The 13,840-nt window shown below is 58.4% G+C and carries 11 protein-coding genes; 8 read left to right on the top strand and 3 right to left on the bottom strand.

Features of this window, described 5'->3' with window-relative positions; translation table 11 throughout:
• Nucleotides 1–256: 256 nt before the first annotated feature.
• From M1E04_RS02125 to M1E04_RS02110, 4 genes are all read left to right on the top strand, one after another.
• Nucleotides 257–2,179, top strand: coding sequence for a PrkA family serine protein kinase (locus tag M1E04_RS02125; protein ID WP_065991332.1), 1,923 nt, complete (start codon nucleotides 257–259; stop codon nucleotides 2,177–2,179).
• A gap of 118 nt (nucleotides 2,180–2,297) precedes the next feature.
• Nucleotides 2,298–3,569: a YeaH/YhbH family protein gene (locus M1E04_RS02120; protein WP_074886967.1), complete on the top strand. Its 1,272-nt coding sequence runs from the start codon at nucleotides 2,298–2,300 to the stop codon at nucleotides 3,567–3,569.
• Nucleotides 3,566–5,128: a SpoVR family protein gene (locus tag M1E04_RS02115; RefSeq protein WP_456292328.1), complete on the top strand. Its 1,563-nt coding sequence runs from the start codon at nucleotides 3,566–3,568 to the stop codon at nucleotides 5,126–5,128. The genes M1E04_RS02120 and M1E04_RS02115 overlap by 4 nt, the downstream gene beginning before the upstream one ends.
• 70 nt (nucleotides 5,129–5,198) lie before the next feature.
• On the top strand, nucleotides 5,199–6,428 hold the full coding sequence (locus M1E04_RS02110) for a multifunctional CCA addition/repair protein (RefSeq protein WP_456292327.1): 1,230 nt from the start codon (nucleotides 5,199–5,201) through the stop codon (nucleotides 6,426–6,428).
• 47 nt (nucleotides 6,429–6,475) lie between these two features.
• Here M1E04_RS02110 and folK read toward each other — a convergent pair whose 3' ends face one another.
• Nucleotides 6,476–7,003 (bottom strand): 2-amino-4-hydroxy-6-hydroxymethyldihydropteridine diphosphokinase, encoded by a 528-nt coding sequence (gene folK / locus M1E04_RS02105; protein WP_296309170.1) that lies wholly within the window; start codon nucleotides 7,001–7,003, stop codon nucleotides 6,476–6,478.
• Nucleotides 6,994–7,347 (bottom strand): dihydroneopterin aldolase, encoded by a 354-nt coding sequence (folB, locus tag M1E04_RS02100; RefSeq protein ID WP_065991327.1) that lies wholly within the window; start codon nucleotides 7,345–7,347, stop codon nucleotides 6,994–6,996. The genes folK and folB overlap by 10 nt, the downstream gene beginning before the upstream one ends.
• Before the next feature lie 74 nt (nucleotides 7,348–7,421).
• Between folB and plsY the strand changes: the two genes are divergently transcribed.
• Nucleotides 7,422–7,991: a glycerol-3-phosphate 1-O-acyltransferase PlsY gene (gene plsY, locus M1E04_RS02095; RefSeq protein ID WP_456292326.1), complete on the top strand. Its 570-nt coding sequence runs from the start codon at nucleotides 7,422–7,424 to the stop codon at nucleotides 7,989–7,991.
• Between the two features lie 47 nt (nucleotides 7,992–8,038).
• Here the strand turns inward: plsY and tsaD are convergent, their stop codons facing one another.
• The gene (gene tsaD / locus M1E04_RS02090; protein WP_369319152.1) at nucleotides 8,039–9,064 is read right to left on the bottom strand and encodes a tRNA (adenosine(37)-N6)-threonylcarbamoyltransferase complex transferase subunit TsaD; all 1,026 of its coding nucleotides are present in this window, start codon (nucleotides 9,062–9,064) and stop codon (nucleotides 8,039–8,041) included.
• A gap of 196 nt (nucleotides 9,065–9,260) precedes the next feature.
• Here tsaD and rpsU point away from each other — a divergent pair, with 196 nt between their 5' ends.
• From rpsU to rpoD, 3 genes are all read left to right on the top strand, one after another.
• Nucleotides 9,261–9,476: a 30S ribosomal protein S21 gene (gene rpsU / locus M1E04_RS02085; protein WP_002551877.1), complete on the top strand. Its 216-nt coding sequence runs from the start codon at nucleotides 9,261–9,263 to the stop codon at nucleotides 9,474–9,476.
• Nucleotides 9,477–9,738: 262 nt separating this feature from the next.
• The gene (dnaG, locus tag M1E04_RS02080; RefSeq protein ID WP_456292325.1) at nucleotides 9,739–11,706 is read left to right on the top strand and encodes a DNA primase; all 1,968 of its coding nucleotides are present in this window, start codon (nucleotides 9,739–9,741) and stop codon (nucleotides 11,704–11,706) included.
• A 67-nt stretch (nucleotides 11,707–11,773) separates the two neighbouring features.
• Nucleotides 11,774–13,618 carry an RNA polymerase sigma factor RpoD gene (gene rpoD, locus M1E04_RS02075; protein ID WP_192134901.1) on the top strand — a complete coding sequence of 615 codons (1,845 nt, stop codon included), beginning with the start codon at nucleotides 11,774–11,776 and terminating at the stop codon, nucleotides 13,616–13,618.
• Nucleotides 13,619–13,840 lie beyond the last annotated feature (222 nt).

Below are 13,840 nucleotides of genomic sequence, written 5' to 3'. Positions count from 1 at the left end.
CGTCCTACGCGGGCTCGCGCCCTCTTCTGACGAACGGGTATGCCCTCTTCATACCCATCGCTTCTTTCTGTGCCCGAATCCGAACTACTCTTAGGCTCAGGCCATCCGAATCAGGGGAGAGCCGGTACACCGGCGCGTGGGTCATCGGTCGCTACTTTTATGGTGTTTGGGGGGTAATGGCAGCCGCGTGATCGGCTGCCATCCAGCATCAACTGACGATCCGCCGCCGGCTCCACGTATCGAGCGAGGTGACGTCATGAGTATTTTTAGCCACTTCCAACAACGCTTTGAATCGACACGGCAGGAAGAGCTCTCGCTACAGGAGTATCTGGAGCTCTGCAAAACCGACCGCAGCGCATACGCTTCCGCCGCAGAACGTCTGCTGATGGCCATCGGTGAGCCTGAGTTGTTCGACACGTCGACCAATTCCAGGCTGTCCAGAATCTTCTCCAACAAGGTCATTCGGCGCTATCCCGCGTTCGAAGAATTCCACGGCATGGAAGACTGCATCGAGCAAATCGTCTCGTACTTCCGCCACGCCGCCCAAGGCCTGGAAGAGAAGAAACAGATCCTTTACCTGCTCGGCCCGGTAGGCGGTGGTAAATCGTCCCTGGCTGAAAAACTCAAATCGCTGGTTGAAAAAGTACCGTTCTACGCCATCAAAGGGTCACCGGTTTTCGAATCCCCTTTGGGCCTGTTCAAACCCACCGAAGACGGGACGATCCTCGAAGAGGACTACGGCATCCCGCGCCGGTACCTCAATACCATCATGTCGCCATGGGCCACCAAACGGCTGGCCGAGTTCGGCGGCGACATCAGTCAATTCAAAGTGGTGAAGCTCTACCCTTCCATCCTTAACCAGATCGCCGTCGCCAAAACCGAGCCCGGTGACGAGAACAACCAGGACATTTCGGCGCTGGTGGGTAAGGTCGATATCCGCAAGCTCGAGGAATACCCACAGAACGACGCCGACGCTTACAGCTATTCGGGCGCATTGTGCCGGGCCAACCAGGGCCTGATGGAATTCGTGGAAATGTTCAAGGCGCCGATCAAGGTGCTCCACCCGCTGCTGACCGCCACTCAGGAAGGTAACTACAACAGTACCGAAGGCCTGGGCGCGATTCCGTTCACCGGTATTTTGCTGGCCCACTCCAACGAATCGGAATGGCACAGCTTCCGCAACAACAAGAACAACGAAGCGTTCATCGACCGGATTTACATCGTGAAGGTGCCGTACTGCCTGCGCGTTAATGACGAGATCAAGATTTACGACAAGTTGCTGTTCAACAGCTCCCTGGCCAAAGCCCATTGCGCGCCGGACACCCTGAAAATGCTCGCGCAGTTCACCGTGCTGTCGCGGCTCAAGGAGCCGGACAACTCCAACATCTATTCGAAGATGAGGGTGTACGACGGCGAGAACCTCAAGGACACCGACCCGAAGGCCAAGTCGATTCAGGAATACCGCGACAGCGCCGGTGTCGACGAAGGCATGAACGGTCTCTCTACCCGATTCGCGTTCAAGATCCTGTCGAAGGTCTTCAACTTCGATCCTCACGAAATCGCCGCCAACCCGGTTCACTTGCTGTACGTCCTGGAGCAGCAGATCGAGCAGGAGCAGTTTCAGGCCGAAACCCGCGAGCGTTATCTGCGCTTCATCAAGGAATACCTGGCGCCGCGCTACATCGAGTTCATCGGCAAGGAAATCCAGACCGCCTACCTCGAGTCCTACAGCGAGTACGGTCAGAACATTTTCGACCGCTATGTGCTGTACGCAGACTTCTGGATTCAGGACCAGGAATACCGTGATCCGGAGACCGGCGAGATCCTTAATCGCGTGGCGTTGAACGAGGAACTGGAGAAGATCGAGAAACCGGCAGGCATCAGCAACCCGAAAGACTTCCGCAACGAGATCGTCAACTTCGTGCTGCGCGCCCGCGCCAACAACAATGGCAAGAACCCGACCTGGCTGAGCTACGAGAAGCTGCGGGTGGTGATCGAGAAGAAAATGTTCTCGAACACCGAGGACTTGCTGCCGGTCATCAGTTTCAACGCGAAGGCCAGCAAAGAGGATCAGCAGAAGCACAACGACTTTGTCACACGAATGGTCGAGCGGGGCTACACCGATAAACAGGTAAGGCTTCTTTCCGAATGGTACCTGCGGGTCCGGAAATCGCAGTAAGGCAGCTGCAAGCGTCAAGCGACAAGCTGCAGGAAGAAAGCGCGTCAGATCTGCTACCCGGATAGCCGCTTCGACTTGCAGCTTGCAGCTCACCACTTGAAGCTCCCCGGAGGGGCCTATGAGCTATGTGATCGACCGACGTCTCAATGGCAAGAACAAGAGCACGGTAAATCGGCAGCGCTTTCTGCGTCGTTACCGTGATCACATCAAGAAGGCAGTTGAAGAAGCCGTCAGCCGGCGCTCCATTACTGATATGGAGCACGGCGAACAGATCAGTATCCCGGGGCGGGATATCGACGAGCCGGTGCTGCACCATGGTCGCGGCGGCAAGCAAACGGTGGTTCATCCGGGTAACAAGGAGTTCACCACCGGTGAGCACATCGCACGCCCCCAAGGGGGTGGCGGTGGCAAAGGGCCTGGCAAGGCGGGCAACTCCGGCGAAGGCATGGATGAGTTCGTGTTCCAGATCACCCAGGAAGAATTCCTCGAATTTATGTTCGAGGACCTGGAGCTGCCCAATCTGGTCAAGCGCAACCTGAGCGGCACTGACACTTTCAAAACCGTTCGCGCAGGCATCAGCAACGAAGGCAACCCTTCACGCATCAATATCATCCGCACGTTGCGCTCGGCACATGCGCGGCGCATCGCGCTGTCGGGCAGCAGCCGGGCCAAACTGAGGCAGGTGCAGGCTGAACTGGAACGCCTGAGGATCGAGGAGCCGGATAACTTCGGTGACATTCAGGAACTGGAAATCGAGGCCGCGAAACTTCAGGCACGCATCCGCCGTGTCCCATACCTGGACACCTTCGACCTCAAATACAACCTGCTGGTCAAACAGCCCAACCCCAGCTCCAAAGCCGTGATGTTCTGCCTGATGGACGTGTCCGGGTCGATGACCCAGGCGACCAAGGACATTGCCAAGCGCTTTTTCATCCTGCTGTACCTGTTCCTCAAACGTAACTACGACAAGATCGAAGTGGTCTTCATCCGCCACCACACGAGCGCGCGCGAAGTCGACGAAGAGGAGTTTTTCTATTCTCGGGAAACCGGCGGCACCATCGTGTCCAGCGCATTGAAGCTGATGCAGGAGATCATGGCCGAGCGCTACCCCACCAATGAGTGGAATATTTACGCAGCCCAGGCCTCGGACGGCGACAACTGGAACGACGACTCACCCATTTGCCGCGACATCCTGATCAAACAGATCATGCCGTTCGTGCAGTACTACACCTACGTCGAAATCACCCCGCGCGAACATCAGGCGCTGTGGTTCGAATACGAGCGCATCGGCGAAGCCTTCGCCGACACGTTCGCCCAGCAGCAGCTGGTCTCTGCCGGTGATATCTATCCGGTGTTCCGTGAACTCTTCCAGCGCAGGTTAGTGACATGACCGCTAGAGAGCAGAAGCGCCAACCCCTCTCCACGGGTTCAGAGTGGACGTTCGAACTGATCCAGGCATACGACCGGGAGATCAGCCGCATCGCCGAACGGTACGCGCTGGACACTTACCCCAATCAGATCGAGGTGATCACCGCCGAGCAAATGATGGACGCCTATGCGTCCGTCGGCATGCCGCTGGGTTATCACCATTGGTCCTACGGCAAGCACTTCCTCAGCACGGAGAAATCCTACTCGCGCGGGCAGATGGGTCTGGCGTACGAGATCGTCATCAACTCCGACCCATGTATCGCCTATCTGATGGAAGAGAACACCATCTGCATGCAGGCGCTGGTGGTGGCCCATGCCTGCTACGGGCATAACAGCTTTTTCAAGGGCAACTACCTGTTCCGCACCTGGACCGACGCCAGCTCGATCATTGATTACCTGGTCTTCGCCAAGCAGTACATCATGCAGTGCGAAGAGCGCCACGGGATCGATGCGGTCGAGGATCTGCTCGATTCCTGCCACGCGCTGATGAACTACGGCGTCGATCGCTACAAGCGGCCCTACCCGATTTCGGCGGAGGAAGAACGGCGCCGCATGAAGGACCGGGAGGAGCACCTGCAGAAACAGATCAACGATCTATGGCGCACGATTCCGAAAAGCGCGAGCAAGAACGACAAAGAGGATTTCTCGCGTTTCCCCGCCGAACCTCAGGAAAACATCCTTTACTTCATCGAAAAACACGCGCCGTTGCTGGAGCCCTGGCAGCGTGAAGTCGTGCGCATCGTGCGCAAAATCGCCCAGTATTTTTACCCGCAGCGTCAGACCCAGGTGATGAACGAGGGATGGGCGACGTTTTGGCATTACACGCTGATGAATGATCTGTACGACGAAGGGCTGGTGACTGACGGCTTCATGCTGGAATTCCTGACTTCCCACACCAGTGTTGTCTACCAGCCGGGCTTCGACAGTCCTTACTACAGCGGTATCAATCCCTACACGCTGGGGTTTGCGATGTATCAGGACATCCGGCGGATGTGCGAGCACCCGACCGAAGAAGACCGCCACTGGTTTCCTGATCTGGCCGGCACCGACTGGCTGACGGCGGTGAAGTTTGCGATGAGCAGCTTCAAGGACGAGAGCTTCATCCTGCAGTACCTGTCGCCCAAGGTGATTCGTGACCTGAAGCTGTTCAGCATTCTGGACGATGATCATAAGGACGATCTCCTCGTGCCTGCCATCCACGATGAAACCGGCTACAAGGTCATTCGTGAAACCCTCGCCGCGCAATACAACCTCGGCAACCGCGAACCCAACGTGCAGATCTACAGCATCGACCGTCGCGGCGACCGCTCCCTGACCCTGCGTCATCAACAGCACGACCGCAAACCCCTTGGCGATTCGACGGACGAAGTGCTGAAGCACCTGCACCGGCTGTGGGGTTTTGATATCCATCTGGAGACGCTGCAGGGCGACCAGGTCATGAAAGTCCACCATGTGCCGCCGAGAAGCGAACACGCTGACAGTGAATATCCCCGGCTGGACCTGGCGGTCGTCCACTTATAAACCATGAGTGTTTCCAGCCTCCGCGATCGCGACTTAAGGTTTATCCTGTCGCCCTCACGGAGGCTTTTTTATGCAGATTTATAAAGTTGGCGGCGCAGTACGCGATCGCCTGCTTGGCAAACCGGTCACTGACATCGACTGGGTAGTGGTGGGTGCATCGACTGAAGAGATGCTGGTGAAGGGCTACCGCCCGGTGGGAACGGATTTTCCCGTCTTCCTGCATCCGCTGACCGGTGAGGAATACGCGCTGGCCCGCACCGAGCGCAAGACCGGCAAGGGATACGGCGGCTTTGTTTTTCACGCCCACCCGGACGTCACGCTGGAGCAAGATCTGATCCGCCGCGACCTGACCATCAATGCTATTGCCGAAGACAAGAACGGCCAGCTGACTGATCCCTATCATGGCCAGCAGGACCTCGAAGCCCGAGTGTTGCGTCACGTTTCCCCCGCGTTCGCCGAAGATCCCTTGCGCGTCCTGCGTGTGGCCCGTTTCGCCGCGCGCTATGCCCCCGACGGTTTCACCATTGCTCCGGAAACCCTCGAACTCATGGGTCAGCTGAGCGGTTCGGGTGAACTGGAAGCGCTGACACCGGAACGCAGCTGGAAGGAAATTTCCCGCGCGCTGATGGAAAAAGAGCCCCAAGTGTTCATCGAGGTCCTGCGTGAATGTGGTGCCCTGAAAATACTCATGCCAGAAGTCGACGCGCTGTTTGGCGTGCCTCAGCCGGAAGCCCACCACCCTGAAATCGATACGGGTTTGCACGTCCTCAGCGTGTTGCATCAGTCCGCCCTGCACCGCCAGCCGCTAAGCGTGCGCTGGGCGTGCTTGCTGCACGATTTGGGCAAGGGACTCACGCCGCAAGAGGAATGGCCGCGCCACATCGCCCATGAGCACAAAGGGCTCAAAGCGATCAAGGCAATGAACCAGCGTTTTAAAGTGCCAAGGGACTGTCAGGAACTGGCGCTGCTGGTGGGCGAGTATCACACCCATGGCCATCGCGCGCTGGAGCTGAAGCCGTCGACATTGCTGGATCTGCTGCAGAGCTTTGACGTGTATCGCCGACCCCAGCGTTTCGAGGACTTCATCGCCGCCTGCGAAATGGACGCCCGAGGCCGCAAGGGGCTCGAGGAGCGCATGTATCCGCAAGCCGAATATCTGCGCGGCGCTGCCGAGGCGGCCCGGCAAGTGGCGGTTCAGCCGCTATTGGAGAAAGGTTTTCAGGGCCAACAACTGGGCGAAGCGCTCAAACGGGAGCGGCTGGATACGCTGAAGGTGTACAAGGCGTCTTATCAGCACTAAGCCGCTGAGTTGGCTGCGGCTCAGTCGACGCCCTCTCAGCCGCCTGTTTACACCGCAGCCAGCAGGAGGGCCGGGGTGAGTGGCTCGCCGCGCCATTCGAAGGCAACCGGCCAGAGTTTCTGATCGATGTTCGCGTCGGCCCAAAGCTGGGCAAACGAGACGCCGGCCTCAGGGTGCAGGCGTTGCGGCGCGATCAGCGACAACGGCCACAGCACGAACGCATTTTTGAGGATTTCGGCGCGGGGCAGAATCAGGCCGTCGAAGTTGCCGACCTGCTCGCCATACAGCAGGACATCAATATCCAGCGGCAAACCTTTGCGATCAGGGGCATAACGCCCGTTATCGGCTTCGATGAATTTGAGGCGGCGGTCCAGTTCAGTCAGCGGCAGATCCGTCAGTGCCGAAACCACCAGATTGAAAAACGGCCCGCTCTTGATCCCCACCGGATGACTTTCGAACACCGGCGAGCAGGTCATCTCGGTGAGGAAGCCGGCAAGCGCGTCGAGGCCGGCGCACAGATGGCGCTCCCGCTCGATATTGCTGCCCAGTCCCAGAAAAATCCGTGTCAGCGACATCCGCGCTCGATCTCCACCCCAACGCCCTTCGCCGCTGGCACGGCTCCCGGCTTGGTCAATTTGAGGTGCAGCCAGGGAATGTTGAACTCGCTCATAAGCACTTCGGCCAGACGTTCGGCAAAGGTTTCAACCAGTTGGAATTGAGAGACTTCGGCGAACGCCTGAATACGCGCGGACACACTGGCGTAATCAAGCGCTTTGCTCAGGTCATCGCCTGCGGCTGCAGGCCGATTGTCCCAGGCAAAACTCAGGTCCAGACGCAGGCACTGGCGAATGCCACGCTCCCAGTCGTAGGCACCGATGACGGTATCGACCTCCAGACCTTCAATGAAAACTCTGTCCAAGCCTATCTCTCCGCTGCACGACAAGGGCGCAATGCGCCGTTAGAATCAAGGCAACCTCGCCCGGAATGGTTAGCATGTTTTGGTTACTGGCGGTCCTCGCCTACCTGCTCGGCTCACTTTCCTTCGCCATCCTGATCAGCCGCATAACCGGTCGCCCGGACCCGCGCGCCAGTGGGTCTGGCAACGCCGGCGCCACCAACATGCTGCGCGTGGCCGGCAAGAAGCCCGCGGTGCTGACCCTGGTTGGCGACGTCTGCAAAGGCATGATCCCGGTGCTGATCGCCAGAGCTCTGAGCCTCGACCCACGCCTGCAAGCCTGGATCGGTCTGTGCGCCGTCCTGGGGCATCTGTTCCCGCTTTACTTTCGTTTCCGCGGCGGCAAGGGCGTGGCCACGGCCGCCGGCATGTTGCTGGCCTTGTATCCGCCAGCTGCCCTGCTCGCCATCGGCGCCTGGCTGCTGACGTTCTACCTCACTCGCACCAGCTCACTGGCGTCGTTGATCGCCACGCCGCTGACGCTGCCGCTGCTTGCCTGGCAGGAACCCCACGCCTTGCTGCCGATGAGCGTACTGACGCTGCTCATCGTCTGGCGCCATCGGGGCAATCTACGCGACCTGTTTGCGGGGCGCGAACGGCATTTCTGAAACGACACCTGTCAGAGGCACAACCCGTCGCTTGCACTGCCTTGCCATTAAAGACCTGGCAGCTGCTCCATTGGCCAGCGCGCCTGCACGGTAATGCTCAGACTTTCCCTCTGCCCTGCCTGCAATCGCTGGCAGCCGGCAAAGGCGATCATCGCGCCGTTGTCGGTGCAGAACTCGGGCCTCGCGTAATAGACATTTCCGCCCAGGCCTTCGAGCATCTGTTCCAGCGACAGGCGCAACGCCTTGTTTGCGCTCACGCCGCCGGCAATGACCAGACGTTTCAACCCGGTCTGCTTCAGCGCGCGTTTGCACTTGATGGTCAAAGTGTCCACCACCGCCTGCTGGAAGGCCAGTGAGATGTCGCAACGGGTTTGCTCGCTGTCGTCCCCGGCGCCTTGGCACTGCTGCCAGGTGTTCAGGGAGAAGGTTTTCAGGCCGCTGAAGCTGAAATCAAGCCCGGGACGATCCGTCATCGGACGCGGAAAGACGAAACGCCCGGCCACACCGGATTGCGCCAGACGGGAAATCTCCGGACCGCCAGGGTAATTCAGGCCCATCATTTTCGCGGTTTTGTCGAAGGCTTCGCCGGCGGCGTCGTCCAGGGTTTCGCCCAGCAGCTCATAAAGACCAATGCCATCGACGCGAACCAGCTGCGTATGGCCGCCGGAAACCAACAAAGCGACGAACGGAAACTCAGGCGGATTTTCCTCCAGCATAGGTGCGAGCAAATGCCCTTCCATGTGGTGAACACCCAGTGCCGGGATGTCCCACGCGAACGCCAGAGCCTGTGCGCACGAGGCACCTACCAGCAGGGCCCCGACCAGCCCGGGGCCAGCGGTGTAGGCAATGGCATCGATCTCGGTCACGGCGCAGTCGGCCTCGGCCAAGACCTGACGAATCAAGGGCAGCATGCGTTTTACGTGGTCACGCGAGGCAAGCTCCGGGACCACCCCGCCATAGACGCGGTGCAGGTCGATCTGGCTGAATAATGCATCGGCAAGCAGCCCGCGTTCGCTGTCGTACAGCGCGACACCGGTCTCATCGCAGGAAGTTTCCATTCCCAGTACTAGCATGGGGTACGCCTTGTGGAGGCTGAATTCGAAGGCGCGCATAATAGTCGCCGCTCATGCCTGCGACCAGTGCTTTTCGATCAGAGGCTTTGCATTCCGCGAAGCAAGGGGTTAACATCCGCAACCCTTAAAAACCGACGTACTTAGTGCAAGCGTTGCAGTAAGCGTTGACCCCGGTAATGAATGAAGGTAGCTCTGGATGCCAGCCGTCAAAGTTAAAGAGAACGAACCCTTCGACGTAGCTCTGCGTCGTTTCAAGCGCTCCTGCGAAAAAGCCGGTGTTCTGGCTGAAGTTCGTAGCCGCGAATTTTACGAGAAGCCGACTTCTGAGCGTAAGCGTAAAGCAGCAGCTGCTGTTAAGCGTCACGCCAAGAAAGTACAGCGCGAACAGCGCCGCGCCGTTCGTCTGTATTAATACAGACGTCTGACGCAAGCTTCTGCCTTGCCCGGCCTTCAAAGCCGGGCTGTCGGCAGTTGCAGTTCTAGCCTCAAGCAACACCGTTCAAGCAACACAAGACAGAGGCTGTTGACGCCGCAGATGCGACCGAGACAAATCCCGTCGATTTCTTCCAGCCTGATTCAGGCCGCGTTGACCCGTCTACACTGACCAAGCAACCGTCGTTACGGTTTGGATTCGCCACGATCTTTCTGGCGGGGCGCCTGATGATGAGAACGCCATGGCCGGACTGATTCCCCAAGGTTTTATTGACGACCTCCTGAACCGCACCGACATCGTCGATGTTGTCAGCTCACGCGTTCAATTAAAAAAGACCGGCAAGAACTTCAGCGCCTGTTGTCCTTTCCATAAAGAGAAGACACCGTCGTTCAGCGTCAGCCCGGACAAACAGTTTTATTACTGCTTCGGTTGTGGCGCGGGTGGCAATGCCCTCGGCTTCATCATGGACCACGACAACCTGGATTTCCCCCAAGCCGTCGAAGACCTTGCCAAAGCCGCCGGGATGGAAGTCCCTCGCGAACAAGGCGTAAAAGGGCAAAAGCCCCGCCAGCCTACTGATTCGCCGCTTTACCCTCTGCTAGCCGCCGCCGCCGACTTTTACCGGGCTGCGCTGAAAAGCCATCCAACGCGAAAATCCGCGGTGGAATACCTGAAAGGCCGTGGCCTGTCAGGCGAGATCGCCCGCGACTTCGGACTGGGCTTCGCCCCCCCTGGCTGGGATAACCTCTACAAGCACTTAAGCAGCGACACCCTTCAGCAGAAGGCGATGATCGACGCTGGCTTGCTGATCGAAAACGCCGAAACCGGCAAACGCTACGACCGCTTTCGCGACCGGGTGATGTTCCCCATTCGCGACAGCCGCGGCCGTGTGATCGCATTTGGCGGGCGGGTACTGGGCGACGACAAGCCTAAATACCTGAACTCTCCTGAAACCCCGGTGTTTCATAAGGGTCAGGAGTTGTACGGTTTATTCGAAGCTCGCAAATTTAACCGTAACCTGGACGAGATTATCGTCGTCGAAGGTTACATGGACGTCATTGCACTGGCCCAACAAGGCTTGCGCAATGCCGTTGCGACACTGGGTACGGCGACCAGTGAAGAGCATTTGAAGCGGCTGTTTCGTGTGGTACCGAACGTGCTGTTCTGCTTCGACGGCGACCAGGCTGGCCGAAATGCCGCCTGGCGTGCACTGGAAGCAACGATTCCCGGCTTGCAGGATGGCCGGCGCGCGAGGTTTCTGTTTCTGCCCGAAGGGGAAGATCCCGACACCTTGGTGCGCGCCGAAGGCACTGACGCGTTCAAGGCGCGAATCAACCAGCACGCACAACCGCTGGCCGACTATTTTTTCGAGCAACTGACCAAGGAGGCCGATCCGCGCTCCCTGGAAGGCAAGGCGCATATGGTGACGCTGGCCGCGCCGCTGATCGAAAAAGTGCCGGGCGCCAATTTGCGCGAATTGATGCGTCGGCGCCTGAAAGAAATCACCGGGCTGGACACCGCTGCGGTCAACCAGTTGATGCAGTCTGCGCCGGCGGAAGCTCAGCCCAGCTACGATCCCGGCTTCGATTACGAGGCCGTGCCGGATTACGGCGATTACCAGCAGCACGACTATCAGGCGCAGCAGGAATGGACACCGAACGCGCCGGGCGGTCAGCAGAAGAAATGGGACAAGAAGCCGTGGGACAAAGGCAAGAAATGGGACAAGAACGGCAAGCGTCCTGATTTCGAACCTCGCGGTCCACGCACACCGGCGACGGTAGAGCCACCGGCACTGACAGCACTCAGAACGCTACTGCACCACCCTGAGCTGTCGGCGCAGGTCGCCAACGCCAGTACGTTCGCCGATGAAGAAAACGTGTATTCGCAGCTTCTCGTGGCACTGATTGACGCTACACAGAAAAACCCGAAGCTGCGCACGATGCAGTTGATTGCCCGCTGGCATGGCACCGATCAAGGACGATTATTGCGTCAACTGGCGGAAAAGGAGTGGCTGATATCGGCCGATAACCTTGAACAACAGTTTTTCGACACTATAACTAGCTTGTCTGCCCGCCAACGCGAGCGACATCTGGAGCAATTGATCAGGAAGGAACGGCAGTCAGGCCTGAGCGCAGAAGAAAAAGTTCAGCTGCTCAACCTGTTAAATCGCAAAGTTCCTGCACAAACCCCGACCTCAACTGGCGTGTGAGGTCATAGCTCGGGTATAATCCCCGGCTTGTTTTTTGCCCGCCAAGACCTTCAGTGGATAGGGTGTTATGTCCGGAAAAGCGCAACAGCAGTCTCGTATCAAAGAGTTGATCACCCTGGGTCGTGAGCAGAAGTATCTGACTTACGCAGAGGTCAACGACCACCTGCCTGAGGATATTTCAGATCCTGAGCAGGTGGAAGACATCATCCGCATGATCAACGACATGGGGATCCCCGTACACGAGAGTGCTCCGGATGCGGACGCCCTTATGTTGGCCGACGCCGACACTGACGAGGCAGCCGCTGAAGAAGCCGCTGCAGCGTTGGCTGCGGTCGAGACCGACATCGGTCGCACGACTGACCCAGTGCGCATGTACATGCGTGAAATGGGTACGGTCGAGCTTCTGACGCGTGAAGGCGAAATCGAAATCGCCAAGCGTATCGAAGAAGGCATCCGTGAAGTGATGGGCGCGATCGCGCACTTCCCTGGCACGGTTGAGCACATTCTCTCCGAGTACACTCGCGTTACTACCGAAGGCGGTCGTCTGTCCGACGTCCTGAGCGGCTATATCGACCCGGACGACGGCATCGCGCCGCCAGCCGAAGTCCCGCCGCCAGTCGACCCGAAGGCCGAGAAAGCCGAAGGTGCTGACGACGAAGAAGAAGACGCTTCCGACGATGAAGAGGACGAGGTCGAAAGTGGACCGGACCCAGTCATCGCCGCCCAGCGCTTCGGTGCCGTTTCAGACCAGATGGCCATTGCCCTCAAGGCCGTGAAAAAGCACGGCCGCGGCAGCAAGCAGGCCAACGCTGAACTGCTGGCCCTGGCCGAGCTGTTCATGCCGATCAAGCTGGTTCCGAAACAGTTTGAAGGTCTGGTTGAGCGTGTTCGCGGTGCCCTTGAGCGTCTGCGTGCGCAAGAACGCGCCATCATGCAGCTGTGTGTTCGTGATGCACGCATGCCGCGCGCCGACTTCCTTCGCCAGTTCCCGGGCAATGAAGTTGACCAGAGCTGGACAGACGGGCTGGCCAAAGGCAAAAGCAAATACGCTGAAGCCATTGGTCGGCTTCAGGCCGACATTCAACGTTGCCAGCAAAAGCTGACCGCGCTGGAAGAAGAAACCGGGCTGACCATCCTGGAAATCAAGGACATCAACCGTCGGATGTCGATCGGTGAGGCCAAGGCCCGCCGCGCGAAGAAAGAAATGGTTGAAGCCAACCTGCGTCTGGTGATCTCGATCGCCAAGAAGTACACCAACCGTGGCCTGCAATTCCTCGATCTGATCCAGGAAGGCAACATCGGTCTGATGAAGGCGGTGGACAAGTTCGAATACCGTCGCGGTTACAAGTTCTCGACGTACGCCACCTGGTGGATTCGTCAGGCAATCACTCGCTCGATCGCTGACCAGGCACGCACCATCCGTATCCCGGTGCACATGATCGAGACGATCAACAAGCTCAACCGCATTTCCCGTCAGATGTTGCAGGAAATGGGTCGCGAACCGACGCCGGAAGAGCTGGGCGAACGCATGGAAATGCCCGAGGACAAGATCCGCAAGGTATTGAAGATCGCTAAAGAGCCGATCTCCATGGAAACCCCGATCGGTGACGACGAAGACTCGCACCTGGGTGACTTCATTGAAGACTCGACCATGCAGTCGCCAATCGATGTCGCCACGGTAGAGAGCTTGAAAGAAGCGACGCGCGAAGTGCTGTCGGGCCTCACCGCCCGTGAAGCTAAGGTCCTGCGTATGCGTTTCGGTATCGACATGAACACCGACCACACCCTCGAGGAAGTCGGTAAGCAGTTCGATGTTACCCGTGAACGTATCCGTCAGATAGAAGCCAAGGCGTTGCGCAAGCTGCGTCACCCGACGCGAAGCGAACACCTGCGCTCGTTCCTCGACGAGTAAGCGACACGTCGTACCAAAACCCCCGGCATTGCTGGGGGTTTTGCGTTTTAAGGAATAAATTTCCGGCAGAGTGCCACTGTTGTCCAGCCCGACTACACTCGGTTGATTCTCACCCATGAATCACCGAGGCTGCCATGATTTGGATGCCGGCCATTGCTCTCTTATGCGTGCTCGCCCCCGCTGCTGTCACTGCCCAGGCGTTGCTTCACGACGGGGAAAACA

It is taken from the genome of Pseudomonas sp. AK106, assembly GCF_053903055.1.
Note: the sequence above shows the minus strand (reverse complement) of the source record. Positions and strands in the feature narration are given on the sequence as shown.